General features: G+C 67.3%; 14 protein-coding genes and 1 pseudogene. 8 read left to right on the top strand and 7 right to left on the bottom strand.

Going from position 1 to position 15,048, the window contains the following annotated elements:
- Positions 1 to 6: 6 nt before the first annotated feature.
- From JANGC3_RS0108405 to JANGC3_RS0108375, 7 genes and pseudogenes are all read right to left on the bottom strand, one after another.
- The gene (locus JANGC3_RS0108405) at positions 7 to 1,122 is read right to left on the bottom strand and encodes a hypothetical protein (protein ID WP_017876046.1); all 1,116 of its coding nucleotides are present in this window, start codon (positions 1,120 to 1,122) and stop codon (positions 7 to 9) included.
- Positions 1,119 to 1,844 (bottom strand): hypothetical protein, encoded by a 726-nt coding sequence (locus JANGC3_RS0108400; protein WP_035787565.1) that lies wholly within the window; start codon positions 1,842 to 1,844, stop codon positions 1,119 to 1,121. The genes JANGC3_RS0108405 and JANGC3_RS0108400 overlap by 4 nt, the downstream gene beginning before the upstream one ends.
- The gene (locus JANGC3_RS0108395; RefSeq protein ID WP_017876044.1) at positions 1,834 to 2,835 is read right to left on the bottom strand and encodes a hypothetical protein; all 1,002 of its coding nucleotides are present in this window, start codon (positions 2,833 to 2,835) and stop codon (positions 1,834 to 1,836) included. The genes JANGC3_RS0108400 and JANGC3_RS0108395 overlap by 11 nt, the downstream gene beginning before the upstream one ends.
- A gap of 37 nt (positions 2,836 to 2,872) precedes the next feature.
- Complete coding sequence (locus JANGC3_RS0108390; RefSeq protein WP_017876043.1) at positions 2,873 to 3,901, bottom strand: glycosyltransferase; 1,029 nt, start codon at positions 3,899 to 3,901, stop codon at positions 2,873 to 2,875.
- On the bottom strand, positions 3,891 to 5,198 hold the full coding sequence (locus tag JANGC3_RS28845; RefSeq protein ID WP_017876042.1) for a glycosyltransferase: 1,308 nt from the start codon (positions 5,196 to 5,198) through the stop codon (positions 3,891 to 3,893). The genes JANGC3_RS0108390 and JANGC3_RS28845 overlap by 11 nt, the downstream gene beginning before the upstream one ends.
- 187 nt (positions 5,199 to 5,385) lie before the next feature.
- Positions 5,386 to 5,493: pseudogene (locus JANGC3_RS32495) on the bottom strand (PEP-CTERM sorting domain-containing protein); the annotation flags it as partial.
- Positions 5,494 to 5,983: 490 nt separating this feature from the next.
- The gene (locus tag JANGC3_RS0108375; RefSeq protein WP_017876040.1) at positions 5,984 to 7,324 is read right to left on the bottom strand and encodes an MFS transporter; all 1,341 of its coding nucleotides are present in this window, start codon (positions 7,322 to 7,324) and stop codon (positions 5,984 to 5,986) included.
- Positions 7,325 to 7,474: 150 nt separating this feature from the next.
- Here JANGC3_RS0108375 and cyoA point away from each other — a divergent pair, with 150 nt between their 5' ends.
- The 8 genes from cyoA (at position 7,475) to JANGC3_RS0108335 (ending at position 15,046) form a co-directional block, all read left to right on the top strand.
- Positions 7,475 to 8,509: a ubiquinol oxidase subunit II gene (gene cyoA, locus JANGC3_RS0108370; RefSeq protein ID WP_035787564.1), complete on the top strand. Its 1,035-nt coding sequence runs from the start codon at positions 7,475 to 7,477 to the stop codon at positions 8,507 to 8,509.
- On the top strand, positions 8,509 to 10,512 hold the full coding sequence (gene cyoB / locus JANGC3_RS0108365; protein WP_026132725.1) for a cytochrome o ubiquinol oxidase subunit I: 2,004 nt from the start codon (positions 8,509 to 8,511) through the stop codon (positions 10,510 to 10,512). Before cyoA ends, cyoB begins: the two co-directional genes overlap by 1 nt.
- A 4-nt stretch (positions 10,513 to 10,516) precedes the next feature.
- On the top strand, positions 10,517 to 11,146 hold the full coding sequence (gene cyoC, locus JANGC3_RS0108360) for a cytochrome o ubiquinol oxidase subunit III (protein ID WP_017876037.1): 630 nt from the start codon (positions 10,517 to 10,519) through the stop codon (positions 11,144 to 11,146).
- On the top strand, positions 11,143 to 11,550 hold the full coding sequence (cyoD, locus tag JANGC3_RS0108355) for a cytochrome o ubiquinol oxidase subunit IV (protein ID WP_017876036.1): 408 nt from the start codon (positions 11,143 to 11,145) through the stop codon (positions 11,548 to 11,550). The genes cyoC and cyoD overlap by 4 nt, the downstream gene beginning before the upstream one ends.
- 23 nt (positions 11,551 to 11,573) lie before the next feature.
- Complete coding sequence (locus tag JANGC3_RS0108350; protein ID WP_017876035.1) at positions 11,574 to 12,392, top strand: SURF1 family protein; 819 nt, start codon at positions 11,574 to 11,576, stop codon at positions 12,390 to 12,392.
- Positions 12,393 to 12,490: 98 nt separating this feature from the next.
- Complete coding sequence (locus JANGC3_RS0108345; RefSeq protein ID WP_017876034.1) at positions 12,491 to 13,837, top strand: ATP-binding protein; 1,347 nt, start codon at positions 12,491 to 12,493, stop codon at positions 13,835 to 13,837.
- On the top strand, positions 13,827 to 14,381 hold the full coding sequence (locus tag JANGC3_RS0108340; protein WP_026132724.1) for a response regulator transcription factor: 555 nt from the start codon (positions 13,827 to 13,829) through the stop codon (positions 14,379 to 14,381). The genes JANGC3_RS0108345 and JANGC3_RS0108340 overlap by 11 nt, the downstream gene beginning before the upstream one ends.
- Before the next feature lie 254 nt (positions 14,382 to 14,635).
- Positions 14,636 to 15,046: a type IV pilin protein gene (locus JANGC3_RS0108335; RefSeq protein ID WP_035787563.1), complete on the top strand. Its 411-nt coding sequence runs from the start codon at positions 14,636 to 14,638 to the stop codon at positions 15,044 to 15,046.
- Positions 15,047 to 15,048: the final 2 nt, after the last annotated feature.

Here is a 15,048-nt window from a genome sequence, read left to right as displayed (position 1 = left end):
GTTGATTTAGCGGGGCGGCGCCAGCGCCGTTAGTACCGTGACCCAGCTTTGCAGGCGCGCGGTCGCGGCGGCGTGGCCGCACGGCGGGGCGGCGACGTTGGCGGCGGCCAGCAACTCGCGGCAAGCCTCGCGCGCGGCGGCGCCGAACGCTGGCGCGTCGCCGCGCCAGACGACGGTGCGGTGAAGCAGGCCCAGTTCGGCGGCGCGGGCGGCGTTGATTTGCTGCTCCGGCTGTTCCGTCACGACCAGCAGGATGGGGCGGTGGTAGACCAGCGCGACCGACAGCGCGGCCATGCCCGGCGCCGATATGATGAGCTCGCTGGCGGCGGCGCGCCCGACCCAGTCCGGGTCTTGCGCCAGCCAGCCGGGGCGCCCGGCGTAGCCCTCGCCGATCAGGTGCGCTTGCAGGCCGGCGTCGGCCAAGCCCCGTTCCAGCGCCTCGGCCAGCAGCGGGTCGCGAAAGTGCGGGTTCAGGTAGACCACCGCGCGACTGGCGCTGGCGGCGTCGGCGGGCGGCCGCGCCGGCACCACCGCCACCGGCGTCGGCAGGCGGTAGTTGTCGCCCTGGCTTTCGGCCGGTTTGGCGTAGGAGAAGTCGTGCTCCAGGCGCGCGCGGCTGGCGCCGAGTTGCCAGGCGACGATGCGGCGGAACAGTCCTGCCACCCAGCCCGGCAGGCGGCCGTGGAAGTTGGTTTCAAGCGCGTGGCGCAGGCTGGCGCCGTACACGTGCACCACTTTGCGGCGCCAGAAGGGCATGCAACCCATGAACAGCAGCGCCGGGTGGAAGGAGTCGTTGACGATCAGGTCGGCGTGGCGCAGCGCCGCGCGCAGGCGGATGATGTCGCGCAGCATGCGCGAGGGCCGGAACAGGTAATTGGCGACGTTGGCGTCGGTGGCCTCGCGCAGCATGTTCTGGCGGGTGTCGAACTGCACCGCGTAGTGGCGCGACAGCAAGGTCGACTCGACGCCGAATTCGGCCAGGAAGCGCGCGCCTTCGTCGGACGTGGTCAGCACTTGCACGCTGGCGCCGTCGGCGCGCAGCGCGTGGGTCAGCAATTGCGCCCGCATCAGGTGGCCGCGGGCGTCCGCCGTGGCCAGGTAGATCACCCGCAGCGCGCTCAAGCGCGCGCCGGACGCAGGCGCAAGGCCAGCCCCGCCAGATACATGCCGAGCGCGCCGGTGACGCCGTACGCGCGGTCGATGCCGCGGATCTCATGCAACAGCGCCGCCAACGCCGGCTGTTCCCGCGGCGCCACCAGCCGCGCCAGCGTGTGGCTGCACAGGCGCACGTGGCGCTCTTCGTCGGCCAGCACGCCCGATAGCAGGGGGTGCAGCCGGTGGCGCGGGCCGATCAACGCGCAGTGGCGTTGCAGCACGCGCGAGGCCATTTGCTCGGCGCACAGGCCGATGGCGAACGCCGGCACCAGCAGGCCGCTGGCGAACTGCCCGGCGTGGCGCCTGGCCAGGCGCTGCCACTGGCCGATCTTGCGCCGGCTCAGCCAGTCCGGCTCGCCGGGGACGTGGGGCGCGCCGCGCTCGGCCAGCGCGGCGGCGAAGGCTTGCGCGTGGCGCTGTTCGTCGGCCAGGTGCTGGTCCATCTGGCGCGCTAGCCAGTCCGGGCGCGCGCCTATCAGTTCGCGTTGCAGGGCGATTTCGGTGGCTTCCTCGCCGATCAGGTAGATGCGCAGCAGTAGCCGCTCGCCGGCGGCGCTGGCGTGCAACTGGCGCAGCGCGGCGCGCTTGATCGCGTTGACCAGCCGCGCCTGCCACGCCGGCCAGCCGCGCAACGGCGGCGCCCGCACGCAGGCCGGCGCCGTCGGCAAGGCGGCTGTGTCAGCGGGCATGCGCGCCGCCGTCCAGCTGTTGCCAGCCCAGCACCAGGCCGATGAAGCTTTGTTGCAGGAAGGCGCGGGCGACCGCGTCGGCGCCGGGGAAGTCCTGCTGCTGGTCGCCGAAGCGCAGATAACCTTTGCCGTTGACCGCGCCGACCGACAGTTTTTCGTGTTTCTTGAAGCCGCGAACGAGCAGCGGCTTGAGCATCGGCTGGCCGCTCAAGCCGAACAGGAACAGTTCGCGCTGCGCCACGGCGTCGGGGATTTTCCCGGTCAGCGCCTCCAGTTCGAAGGCCCAACTGCCTTGCGTCAGCAGCGAATCGACGTTGCCGCCGTTCACGGGGTCGCTGTGCAGGCGCGCCCGCATCACCGACTTCGACAGTTTTCCGGCGCCCACGGCGATGGTGATGTCGGCGTCGCGCGCGTCCTTGGCGCGGTTGTCGCGCACCTGCACCAGGTCGCTGGCCAGGCGCGTCGCCAGGCTTGGCTGGGTCAGCGTTTCGGTGATTTTCTCGGCCACCAGCACGACGCGCTTGCCGTCCGCCTCGGTGACGTCGACCTGGTACGGGTCGATTTGCACGGCGCTGAAATTGCCCTTGACCGGCGCGTGGGTGTGCTGGCTGGTCGACCATTTGTCGCCGGACTTGCTCAGTACCAGGTGAAAGCCCAGCGGCACGCGCTTGCCGTCTTCGCTCAGGCCGCTGCCTTGCAGCAGCACATCGCCGACGACGGTTTTCTTGGCGTATTGGCGGGTGTTGTGGAAGTGGATCAGTTGTTCGGCCTGGTCGAGCGTGGCGCGGGTTTCGGCGTGGTCCAGCGCCAGGCGGTTGCATTGCTCGGCGTTGCCGGTCAGCGCGGCGAGCGGGCAGCCGCTGGCGGACGGGAAGGCGAACACGCCGCGGCCGGCGAACTCGGTGGCGCCGGCAAGGGCGCAGGCGTGCGCCAGCAGCAAACCCAGCATGGCGTGGCGGGCGAGGGGGAGTGCGGACAGTTTATGGGTCATGGCAAGCAATCTAAAATAAGGCTCAACGGCGAACGGTTCAACGGCGGTGGTAGGACAGCGCTTGCGCGGCGGCGGCGTCCTCGCCGCCCGGCGACGTGCGCAAGCCGAGGCCGCGACACAGCGCGCCCAGCATGTCGACGGCGGAAAACGCGGCGATCAGGGCGACGCCGGACAGCCAGCGCGGGCCGCGCAACGGCGGCAGGTGCTGGTGGTTCAGCGCGCGCAGGCTGAAGCACAGGCGCGAGCCGAGCACGCACAGCGGCCCGAGCGGCCCGCTGCGGCCCAGCCATTGCAAGGACCGGGGCAGGTAGGCGCGCACCAGGTGCGGCGTCAGGCCGTGGGTGTCCTGGCCGCGCATCCAGCGCAATTTCAGCGCTTCGAAGCGGCTGTCGGGCAGCTTGTGCTCGGTGTGGGCGGCGGCCGCGTAGTGCAGCGCCACGCCGGCTTGCTGCAGATGCAAGCCGAGCACCTGGCAGTGGGCGCGGTAGACGCCGTTGAGCGACTGGTAGTTGTACCGGGCGAAGACGTCGCGGCGGAATACCACGTTGTTGGCGTAGAAATTGCGCGTGGCGCCGGCTTGCAGCGGGCTGGGGAAGTACATGAAGTCCAGCGTGGTCAGCGCCGAGCCGACGACGCTGGCGGCGTAACTGGTGCGCCCGACGACGACGGCGGGCGCGTCGGCGCCGGCCAGCGGCGCCAGCAGTTGCTCCAGCCAGTCGGGCGCCGGCACGCAGTCGGTGTCGGCGAAGGCGACGTAGTCGCAGCGGGCGGCGTCGGTGGCGGCGAAACCGGCGTTTTTGGCGTCGTAATAGCCGGTGGCGTCGTCGATGCGGACGAAGTCGACGGCGCGGCCGGCCAGCCGCGTCACGGCGGCGCGGCAGGCGTCGCTCAAGCCGTCGTGGGTGACGACGACCTGGGCCAGCGCGCGCAGCGGCAGGCTTTGCCCGGCCAGCAGGCCGATCACCCGTTCCAGGCTGGCGGCGGTCTTGGCGGCGGCGTCGGCGCCGCCGCGCAGGTTGTTGGTTTCCAGTACCAGCGCGGTGCGCGCGGCGGTGTCAGCTTGCATGGGCGGAGGCTCCTTTAGTGGTATCGCGCGCGGGGGGAGTGGCATGGTGTGCGGCGTTGCCAAGTTCTTCGATCAAATCGGCGATGTGGGCGGCGGCGCACGGTTCCCGCGCCATGCGCGCGGCGATGGCCCGGCAGGCGGCCGGCGTGCCGGGCTGGCTCAACAGGCCGGCCAGCGCGCGCGTCCATGTTTCGAGCGGCGCCCGCGGCGCCACGCAGGCGGCGACGCCGAGCCGGCGCAGGCGCGCGGCGTTGTCCGGCTGGTCGTAGGCGAATGGCGCGATCAGTTGCGGCTTGCCGGCGGCCAGTGCGTTGGCGCAGGTGCCGATGCCGCCGTGGTGGATAAAGGCGGCCACGCGCGGCGCCAGCAGGTCGAACGGCACGTAGGCCTCGTAGTGGGCGAACGGCGGCAACACCTCGGGCAATTGTTCGCGGTAGGGCGTCACCAGTACCACGCGCAGGCCCAGCGCCGCGGCCGCGCCGATGGCGCGCTGGAAGAACAGCCGGCCGTGCGCCATCGCCGACCCGGGCGTGGCGGCCAGCGGTGCCGGCCCGGTGTCGAGGAAGCGCTGAAGAGCGTCGCCCAGCGCCTGCCCGGGCGCCGCGGCCAGGCGCGGGAAGCCGGTGCAGACGGCGTTGGCGGGCCAGTCGGCCCGCGGCGCGGCGAACCATGCCGGCCAGGCGCAAATGACCCGCTGCGGCGAGTGCAGCCAGCGGCCCATGATATGCCGCACCGGCGCCAGGCCGAGCTCGGCGCGCACAGAGGCGAGTTGGGCGCCGACCAGCGGGTCGATGAGTGTGCGTTCGAGCAGATTGAATACGGCGCGCACGGCCCAGGCGGGCAGGGCGCGCAGCCAGGCCATGCCGCCGTGCAGCGCCGGATCGCTCGCCGAAAAAAAGCAGGCCGGCGCCAGATGGACGGTGGCCAGCTTGACGCCATGGCTTTCCTGTAGCAATCGGGCCGGGAAGGCCAGGCTGCTGCCGACGAGCACCGTGTCGTCGCCGCGTATATGTTCGAGCAACAGCGCGTAGCCGGCGCGCGTCTGGGCGCCCAGCGACTTCAGCATAATCGGCAAGCCCTTGCGCGGATGCCACAGCTCGGTTTCGGCGACCAGCGCGTCGAAGTGCGTTTGGCTGAAACCGGAGTGGAACGCCAGGCCGGCGTTTTCCACCTTGCTTTGAAACGGGGCCGCGGCGAACAGTTTGACGTCGTGGCCGCGCCGTTTCAGTTCCTGGCCGATGGCGATGAACGGGTATACGTCGCCGGCGCTGCCGACCGCCACGATCAAAATATTCAAATGCCGATCCCCGGTTACGCTCTGTCAATGTGCAGGGCTATCGTTTACATCCCTCGTAGGGCTTGTGCGAATTGGCATGATTGTCGCATATGCCAACGCAATTGCGCGTGCATTGGGCGTTTTGCGCGGCGCAAGGAAAAACAGCGGCCTTGCGGCCGCTGTCAGGCGATGGGCTGGGGTCCGGCCGTTAGCCTTCGGCGGCCTTGCGGCGGCGCGCCACGGCGCCGACCATGAACAGGCCGGCCAGTAGCATGGCATAGGTTTCCGGTTCCGGCACGGCGGAGACGGTGCCGTTGATGACGAATGGCAACTCCACACCTCGGCCCGAGCCGGATTCGACCAAGTTATTGAACCGGGCGTTGACGCCGCTCGCCTGGGCGGCGTCGCCGATCCGCGCGTCCGAGGTGGGTGGCTGCCACGGTCCCGAGCCGAGCGATCCGGTCAGGCTCCAGCGCAGCCAGTACTGGCCGGCGTCGAGGGAAAAGTCGGCCACGTCGGCGTGGCTGCGATAGATGCCGCGCTGGTGATTGCCCAAGGTGGTGCTGGTGACGCGGTAACCTTCGAGGCCGCCGTTGCCGACGGCGCTCACCTCTGGTTGTTGTGGTTAGGAATTACAACACCGAGGGTACGATTTTGATATTGAAAAGTATACGAAAATTATATAATTTGAAAGACTATTTTTTAACTATTCAATCGTTGGCGAAGCGGTTAAGAAAACCAACGGCGTCACCGCGGGGCCGGACCTTCAGGCCTGACCCCGGCTCTTTGCCCGGTCCGCGAATTTCTCAGTCGCGGATTTCCAGCGCGCGGTTCAGGCTGAGCGCGGCCAGCGAGCACACCGCGCCGGACAGCAAATACACGCTGACGTAGGCCAGGCCGAAGTGGGCCGACAGGCCCAGCGCCACCAACGGCGCGAAGCCGGCGCCGACCAGCCAGGCCAGGTCCGACGTCAAGGCGGCGCCGGTGTAGCGGTATTTCGCCGGGAAGTTGGCGGTGACGGCGCCGGCGGCCTGGCCATAGGACAGGCCCAGCAGGGCGAAGCCGAGCAAGATGAAAATGTTCTGGCCCAGGTCGCCGCCGTCCATCAGCATCGGCACGAAGCCGCTGAAGACGGCGATCAGGCCGGCCAGCGCGGCCAGTGTGGTGCGCCGGCCAACCCGGTCGGCGATCAGGCCGGAGGCGACGATGCCGGCCGCCGCCAGCGCCGCGCCCAGCATCTGCACCAGCAGGAAGTCGCCGGCCGAGCGCGTCGAGTACAGCACGATCCACGACAGCGGGAACACCGTCACCAGGTGGAACAGCGCGTAGCTGGCCAGCGCCGCCAGCGCGCCGATGACCAGGTTGCCGCCCTGCGTGTGGGCCATTTCAACGACCTTGGTCGGTTGCAGCTCGCGCTCTTCGAGCAGGTGCGAGTATTCCTCGGTCGAGACCAGGCGCAGGCGCGCGAACAGCGCCACGACGTTGATGGCGAAGGCGACGTAAAACGGATAGCGCCAGCCCCAGTCGAGGAAGTCGGCGGTGGAGACGGCCGACAGCAGGTACCAGAACAGGCCGGCGGCGATAACAAAGCCGACCGGCGCGCCCAATTGGCCCAGCATCGCGTACCAGCCGCGCCGTTGCGGCGGCGCGTTCAGCGCCAGCAACGACGGCAGGCCGTCCCAGGAACCGCCCAGCGCCAGGCCCTGGCCGATGCGCAGCAGCGCCAACAGCACGATGGCCGCGCCGCCCAGGTGGGAATAGGTCGGCAGGAAGGCGATGCCGGCGGTGGAGATGCCCAGCAGGAACAGCGCCAGCGTCAGTTTGGCTTCGCGCCCGAAGCGCCGCTGGATCGCCATCGAGGCGATGGTGCCGAACGGCCGGGCGACGAAGGCGAAGGCGAAGATGGTGAACGCGTACAGCGTGCCGTCGAGCCGGTCGGCGAAGGGGAAGAACACCGACGGGAACACCAGCACCGAGGCGATGGCGTAGACGAAGAAGTCGAAATACTCCGACGCGCGGCCGATGACCACGCCGATGGCGATCTCGCCCGGGGCGATCTTGCCGTGGTCGGCGTTGATGCGGCGGGCGTCGTCGGCGGCGGCGCGGGGAGGGAAGTCAGATGGGACGTGCCCGCTGTGTGTATCCATTGTTGACATAGTCAGCGTCTCTCAAATTGGTTCAGTCTGTCAATATGCCGGCCCGGGTGGCGCGCAGGGTAGGACAAAGTGTCCAATCGCCAGGGGGGCGCGGTCAAGTTACAGTAACATATTCCTCACCCTTTGTAGGGCACAAACCGCATGACTACATCACTAATTCGCCGCGGTGCCACCTTGTTACCCCTTGTTTTGCTGGCTGGTTGCAACACGGTGGTCATGAATCCGTCCGGCGACATCGCCGCCCAGCAGGGTAAGCTGATCGTCGTATCGACCCTGTTGATGCTGATTATCATCGTTCCCGTCATCGCCTTGACGGTGCTGTTCGCCTGGCGTTATCGCAAGGGTAATACCGGGGCCACCTATGCGCCGGACTGGGACCATTCCACCGCGCTGGAACTGGTGATCTGGGGCGCGCCGCTGTTGATCATTATCGCGCTGGGCCTGCTGACCTGGATCAGCACCCATACGCTGGACCCGTACCGGCCCTTGCAACGCCTCGACGCCAACCGCCCGGTCGCCGCCGGCGTCAAGCCGCTCAACGTGCAGGTGGTGGCGCTGGACTGGAAATGGCTGTTCATTTATCCCGACCTGGGCATCGCCACCGTGAACGTGCTGGCCGCGCCGGTCGACGTGCCGGTGCGCTTCAAGATCAGCGCCTCGAACGTGATGAATTCCTTCTACATTCCGGCGCTGGCCGGCCAGATCTACGCCATGCCGGGCATGGAAACGACGCTTAACGCCGTCATCAACCGGGCGGGCGTGTTCGACGGTTTTTCCGCCAACTACAGCGGCGCCGGCTTCTCGGACATGCGCTTCAAGTTCCACGGCATGGCGCCGGCCGACTTCGAGCGCTGGGTGCAGGCCACCAAGGGCGGCACCGCCAAGCTCGACCGCGCCGGCTACCAGGCGCTGGAAAAGCCTAGCGAGCGCGATCCGGTGCGCCGCTACGGCTCGGTCGAGGCCGGCCTGTTCGACGCCATCGTCAACCGCTGCGTCGACCTCGACGCGGTCTGTATGAACACCATGATGGCCGCCGACGCCAACCGCGGCAAGATCAAAGCGGCCGTCGCCAAGCTAAGCGGCAACGGCAACGGCGCCGCCGCCAAGCTGGCCGCCGCCGGGGCCGACATCTGCGTCACGCCAACCACGCCAACCACTTCAGTGAAGAAACAATAATGTCTGAGCATATCGATATGACGAAGCTCGTCTTCGGCCGCCTGAGCTGGGACGCGATCCCGCTGCACGAGCCCATCCTGCTGGCGACGTTCGCCATGGTGGCGCTGGGCGGCGTGGCCATCCTGGGCCTGCTGACCCGCTACCGCCTGTGGGGCACCTTGTGGCGCGACTGGATCACCAGCATCGACCACAAGAAAATCGGCATCATGTACATGGTCTTCGGCCTGGTCATGCTGCTGCGCGGCTTCGCCGACGCCCTGATGATGCGCGCCCAGCAGGCGTTCGCCTTCGGCGACTCGGCCGGCTTCCTGCCGCCGCACCACTACGACCAGATCTTCACCGCCCACGGCGTGATCATGATTTTCTTCGTCGCCATGCCGCTGGTGACCGGGCTGATGAACTACGTCGTGCCGCTGCAGATCGGCGCGCGCGACGTCGCCTTCCCCTTCTTGAACAACTTCAGCTTCTGGATGACCGCGTTCGGCGGCGGCCTGACGATGGCCTCGCTGTTCGTCGGCGAATTCGCCCGCACCGGCTGGCTGGCGTATCCGCCGCTGTCGGGCATCCTGGCCAGCCCCGACGTCGGCGTCGACTACTATATCTGGTCGCTGCAGATCGCCGGGGTGGGTACGCTGCTGTCGGGCATCAACCTGATCGCCACCATCGTCAAAATGCGCGCGCCCGGCATGAGCATGATGAAGATGCCGGTGTTTACCTGGACCTCGCTGTGCACCAACGTGCTCATCGTCGCCGCCTTCCCGGTCCTGACGGCCGTGCTGGGCATGCTGTCGCTGGACCGCATGGTCGGCACCAACTTCTTCACCAACGACATGGGCGGCAACGCCATGATGTACGTCAACCTGATCTGGATCTGGGGCCACCCCGAAGTCTACATCCTGATCCTGCCGGCCTTCGGCATCTTCTCCGAAGTGGTGTCGACCTTCTGCGGCAAGCGCCTGTTCGGCTACACCTCGATGGTCTACGCCACCGTCGTCATCACCATCCTGTCCTACCTGGTCTGGTTGCACCACTTCTTCACCATGGGCTCGGGCGCCAGCGTCAACTCCTTCTTCGGCATCACGACGATGATCATCTCGATTCCGACCGGCGCGAAGATCTTCAACTGGCTGTTTACCATGTACCGCGGACGCATCCGCTTCGAGTTGCCGATGATGTGGACCATCGCGTTCATGATCACCTTCGTCATCGGCGGCATGACCGGCGTGCTGCTGGCGGTGCCGCCGGCCGACTTCGTGCTGCACAACAGCCTGTTCCTGATCGCCCACTTCCACAACGTCATCATCGGCGGCGTGCTGTTCGGCCTGTTCGCCGGCATCAACTACTGGTTCCCGAAAGCCTTCGGCTACAAGCTCGACGAGTTCTGGGGCAAGTGCTCGTTCTGGTTCTGGACCATCGGCTTCTACGTCGCCTTCATGCCGCTGTACGTGCTCGGCCTGATGGGCGTGACGCGCCGCGTCGGCCACTTCGAAGACCCGTCGCTGCAAATCTGGTTCCAAATCGCCGCCCTGGGCGCCGTGCTGATCCTGTTCGGCATCGTCTCGATGATCGTCCAGTTCGTCGTCAGCTACATGCGCCGCGAACAGTTGCGCGACTTCAGCGGCGACCCGTGGGACGGCCGCACGCTGGAATGGTCGACCTCGTCGCCGCCGCCCGACTATAACTTCGCCTTCACCCCGCGCGTGCACGACAACGACACCTGGGCCGACATGAAGAAGAACCAGTACGCGCGGCCGCTGCAGGGCTACGCGGCGATCCACATGCCGAAAAACACCGGCGCCGGCTTCGTCGTCGCGGCGCTCAGCGCGGTGTGCGGCTTCGCGCTGATCTGGCAGATGTGGCTGGTCGGCGGCGTCGCCTTCGTGGCGATGCTGGCCGCCATCATCGTCCACACCTTCAACTATCAACGCGACTTCTACATTCCGGCGGAGCAGGTCGCCCGCACGGAAGAGGCTCGCACCCGTATGCTGGAAACCTATGCGTGACGCCATGACCCCACTTGCCACCTCCACCCCGGGCGGCGCCGCCGCCGGCCCGCGCTACTACGTGCACGAACACCATCCGGAAAACGGCACCTTGCTCGGCTTCTGGCTGTACCTGATGAGCGATTGCCTGATCTTCGCCTGCCTGTTCGCCGTCTACGCCGTGCTGGGGCGCAACTACGCCGGCGGCCCGTCCGGCGCCGAACTGTTCGACCTGCCGCTGGTGGCGCTGAACACCGCCTTCCTGCTGTTCTCGTCGATCACCTACGGCTTCGCCATGCTGGAGATGCAAAAGAAACGCCTGCGCAGCACCCTGCTGTGGCTGGGCGTGACCGGCGTGCTGGGCGCCTGCTTCCTCGGCCTGGAACTGTACGAGTTCGCCCACCTGATCCACGAAGGCGCCGGCCCGCAGCGCAGCGGCTTCCTGACCGCGTTCTTCGCCCTGGTCGGCACGCACGGCTTGCACGTGACGTTCGGTATCGTCTGGCTGATTACGTTGATGTGCCAGCTCGGCAAGCACGGCTTGACGCCCGAAAACGGCCGCCGCCTGATGTGCCTGTCGATGTTCTGGCATTTCCTGGACGTCATCTGGATCGGCGTCTTCACCTTTGTCTACCTGATGGGAGTCTTGCCATGAGCGAGCATCACGAACATTCCGCCGGCCACGGCCACGGCCACGAGGACGGCGCCAGCCACGGCAGCCTGAAAACCTACGCCATCGGCTTCCTGCTGTCGGTGGTGTTGACCGCCATCCCGTTCTGGCTGGTGATGGGCAAGGTATTCGACAACTCCGGCACCGCCGGGCTGGTGCTGCTCGGCTTCGCCGCCGTGCAAATCGTCGTCCACATGATCTACTTCCTGCACATGAACACCAAGTCCGAGGGTGGCTGGTCGATGCTGGCGCTGATCTTCACCATCATGCTGGTCGTCATCATGCTGGCCGGTTCGATCTGGGTCATGTACCACCTGAACCACAACATGATGCCGGGCATGATGCATGAGACCCCGCACGACATGAGCGACACGCGCACGATGCCATGAGTGCGCCACCCGGCGGCGGCCGAATGACAGGCCCGGCCGCCACCCCGGCCGGGCCGGGCGCCCGCGCGCGTCCGCGCCCGGCTTTTTTACGCATCGTCCTGGCGCTGCTCGCCGGGCTGGCCTGCGCCGGCTTGCTCGCGCTGGGCACCTGGCAATTGCAACGGCTGCAATGGAAACTGGCGCTGATCGAACGCGTCGAACAGCGCGTGCGCGCCGCCCCGGCGCCCGCGCCCGGCCCCGAGCGCTGGTCCCAGGTCACGGCGGCCAGCGACGAATACCGCCGCGTGCGCGTGGCCGGCGCCCTGCTGCATGGTCTGAGCGTGCGCGTGCAGGCAACCACCGGGCTGGGCGCCGGCTTCTGGCTGCTGACGCCGCTGTGCGGCGCCGACGGCAACATCGTCCTCATCAACCGTGGCTTCATCGCGCCGCGCGCCGGCGAGCGCCCCGTGGCGGCGCAGACGGCGGCGCCGGCCGTCTGCGACCCGGCCAGCGCCGCCGCCGGCGAGCCGGTCGTCGTCACCGGCCTGCTGCGCATCAGCGAGCCGGGCGGCGCCTTCCTGCGGCAAAACGATGCGGCCGGCAACCGCTGGCACTCGCGCGACGTTGCCGCCATCGCCGCCGCGCGCCAACTCGCGCGCGTCGCCCCCTACTTCATCGACGCCGACGCCAAGTCGGCGGCCGGGGCGGGGCGGGAACGTCCGGTCGGCGGCTTAACCGTCATCGCCTTCCAGAATAACCACCTGGTCTACGCGCTAACTTGGTACGCTCTTGCTATGATGCTGGTCGGGGCCTGCGTCTGGGTCGTGCGCCTGGAACGGCGCCGCCAAGCCAATGTGGAATGAGGCATCCGAGGCGCCGTCGGTCGGGTTAGCGCAGTGCAACCCGGCGTTCGTTGGCGCGTCCCCAAGCCCCCAGCACCTGCCCGACCAAGAAAGCTACGATGCACAGCAACAAAGAAACCACGGCCCCCCCAGACGGCGGCAAAGAAGCAGCCACGCCGCCGGCGGCCCCAAGCCACGCCGCCGGCCACAAAAACATGCTCCAACTAATACAGTTGCGTTGGATCGCCGTGTGCGGGCAAATCACCACCATCGCCTGCGTCAGCCTGGGCTTCGGCATCAAATTGCCGATGCCGGAATTGCTGCAAGTGCTGGCCTGCCTGGTCGCCTTCAACATCGCCAGTCAACTGCGCTGGCATGAACGGCGCGTCGTCGCCAACGGCGAACTGTTCTTCGCCTTGCTGGTCGATGTCGCCAGCCTGACCACCCAGCTCTACCTGACCGGCGGCACCAGCAACCCGTTCGCCTTCCTGTTCCTGCTGCAGGTGACGCTCAGCGCCGTACTGCTCGAAGCCTGGTCGACCTGGACCATCGTCGTCATCACCAGCGCCTGCCTGGCGGGGCTGGCGCGCTTCTCCCGTCCGCTGGCGCTGCCGTTCGACCCCGAACGCGGCATCGCCAGCCTGTACCTCCAGGGCGTGCTCATCTGCTTCGCCCTGATCGCCGCCTTGCTGGTCGTCTTCATCACCCGCATTACCCGCAACCAGCGCGCCGGCGCCGCCCAACTGGCCCACCTGCGCCAACGCGCGGCCGAAGAGGAGCACATCGTGCGCATGGGGCTGCTGGCGTCGGGCGCGGCGCACGAACTCGGCACCCCGTTGGCGACCCTGTCGGTGATCCTGGGCGACTGGCGGCGCATGCCCGAATTCAGCCAAAACCCCGAATTGATCGAAGAAATCGGCGAAATGCAGGCCCAGCTGAAGCGCTGCAAAAGCATCGTCAGCGGCATCCTGCTGTCGGCCGGCGAAGCGCGCGGCGAATCGTCGGTGAAAACCACCATCGGTATCTTCCTCGACGACCTGGCCGAGGAATGGCGCGGCAGCCGGCCGGTCGACACCTTCCTCTACGAAAACCGCATCGAGCAGGATCTGCCGGTGGTGTTCGACTCGGCCCTGAAACAAATGATTTGCAACGTGCTCGACAACGCCTTGGAGGCGTCGCCCAAGTGGGTCAAGCTGGAAGCGAAGCGCGAGGCCGATTCCTTGATCCTGTCGATCAGCGACGTCGGCCGCGGTTTCGCGCCGGCGATGCTGGCGCAATTCGGCAAACCCTACCAATCGAGCAAGGGCAGGCCGGGCGGCGGCCTCGGGCTGTTCCTGGTGGTCAACGTCGCGCGCACCCTGGGCGGCACCGTCACGGCGCACAACCTGGCCGGGGGCGGCGCGCAAGTCGAATTGACGCTGCCGCTGGCGGCGATCCGACTGGCGGAGGACGCCCATGTCGACTGAACGCCTGCTATTGCTGATCGAGGACGACGCCGCCTTCGCGCGCACGCTGGGGCGCTCGTTCGAGCGGCGCGGCTACCGCGTGCTGTTCGCCGAAAACCTCGACGAGGCCGCCGCCGTACTGCTGCGGCACACGCCCGGCTACGCCGTCGTCGACCTGAAGCTGAAGGGCACCACGTCCGGGCTGGCCTGCGTCGAATTGCTGCACAAGCACGACCCGGCCATGCTGATCGTGGTGTTGACCGGCTTCGCCAGCATCGCCACGGCGGTCGCCGCCATCAAGCTGGGCGCTTGCCAGTACCTGGCCAAGCCGTCCAACACCGACGACATCGAGGAAGCCTTCGGGCAGATGAGCGGCAGCGGCGTCGCCGTCAGCGAGGTCGACGTCGACTTGACGAACCGCGCGACGTCGATCAAGACGCTGGAATGGGAGCGCATCCACAAGATGCTGGCGGAAACCGACTTCAATATTTCCGAGACGGCGCGCAGGTTGGGTATGCACCGGCGCACGCTGGCGCGCAAGCTGGAGAAGCAGCGCGTCAAATAGGCGCCGGCGCCGGGTGCCGCCGTTGATCGACCTTGCGCGGGCCGACCGCTATCGGCGGGAGGCTGTTGCCGCTGCTGCCGCTGCTGCCGCTGCTGCCGCGAGCGAATTCGTCGTTGTCAGGAATTTGTCAGTATTTCTTCAGGAAAATGTCAGCTCCCTGTGATATTGTTTCTTACGGGAAAAAGCCAGTCGGGCTGGAGAAGTTTTTTAGCAATCGAACTGGTCATCGGCATCCCCTCATCAGGAGGCTAGTCATGAAGAAGCAATTGCCAGCAGCAGGCGGCGCGCAGCGCGGATTTACCTTGGTCGAACTGATGATCGCCCTCGTCATCATAGGCATCCTGACAGCCATCGCCATACCGTCGTATACACAACACGTGTTGCGTGGGAAGCGTGCCGCGGCGCAGGCGCAAATGCTGGATATGGCCAACCGCGAAGAGCAGTTCATGCTGGCCAATCGCGCGTACGCGGACAAGGCGACCCTGGTGGCCAACGGTTTTACCTTGCCCGCCGATGTGGCGGCAAATTACACCTACGACGTCACCACCACCAGCGCCGGACTGCCCGGCTTCACCATTAGCTTCACCGCAATCGGCGCGCAACGGGCCGACGGCCCGCTGTCGCTCAGCAACACCGGCGTCAAATTGCCAGCGGCGAAGTGGTAGGT

It is taken from the genome of Janthinobacterium sp. CG3, from assembly GCF_000344615.1.
Classification (GTDB): domain Bacteria; phylum Pseudomonadota; class Gammaproteobacteria; order Burkholderiales; family Burkholderiaceae_D; genus Janthinobacterium.
The sequence above is the reverse complement of the archived record's forward strand: the minus strand, read 5'-3'. Positions and strand labels throughout refer to the sequence as shown.

Coding starts and splice junctions, on each gene's coding strand:
- JANGC3_RS0108390 (WP_017876043.1), bottom strand. CDS start 3,901: ATGCAAGCTGACACCGCCGCGCGCACCGCGCTGGTACTGGAAACCAAC.
- JANGC3_RS0108345 (WP_017876034.1), top strand. CDS start 12,491: ATGCACAGCAACAAAGAAACCACGGCCCCCCCAGACGGCGGCAAAGAA.
- JANGC3_RS0108335 (WP_035787563.1), top strand. CDS start 14,636: ATGAAGAAGCAATTGCCAGCAGCAGGCGGCGCGCAGCGCGGATTTACC.
- JANGC3_RS0108340 (WP_026132724.1), top strand. CDS start 13,827: ATGTCGACTGAACGCCTGCTATTGCTGATCGAGGACGACGCCGCCTTC.
- cyoA (WP_035787564.1), top strand. CDS start 7,475: ATGACTACATCACTAATTCGCCGCGGTGCCACCTTGTTACCCCTTGTT.
- JANGC3_RS0108375 (WP_017876040.1), bottom strand. CDS start 7,324: ATGGATACACACAGCGGGCACGTCCCATCTGACTTCCCTCCCCGCGCC.
- JANGC3_RS0108350 (WP_017876035.1), top strand. CDS start 11,574: ATGACAGGCCCGGCCGCCACCCCGGCCGGGCCGGGCGCCCGCGCGCGT.
- cyoB (WP_026132725.1), top strand. CDS start 8,509: ATGTCTGAGCATATCGATATGACGAAGCTCGTCTTCGGCCGCCTGAGC.
- cyoD (WP_017876036.1), top strand. CDS start 11,143: ATGAGCGAGCATCACGAACATTCCGCCGGCCACGGCCACGGCCACGAG.
- JANGC3_RS0108395 (WP_017876044.1), bottom strand. CDS start 2,835: ATGACCCATAAACTGTCCGCACTCCCCCTCGCCCGCCACGCCATGCTG.
- JANGC3_RS0108400 (WP_035787565.1), bottom strand. CDS start 1,844: ATGCCCGCTGACACAGCCGCCTTGCCGACGGCGCCGGCCTGCGTGCGG.
- cyoC (WP_017876037.1), top strand. CDS start 10,517: ATGACCCCACTTGCCACCTCCACCCCGGGCGGCGCCGCCGCCGGCCCG.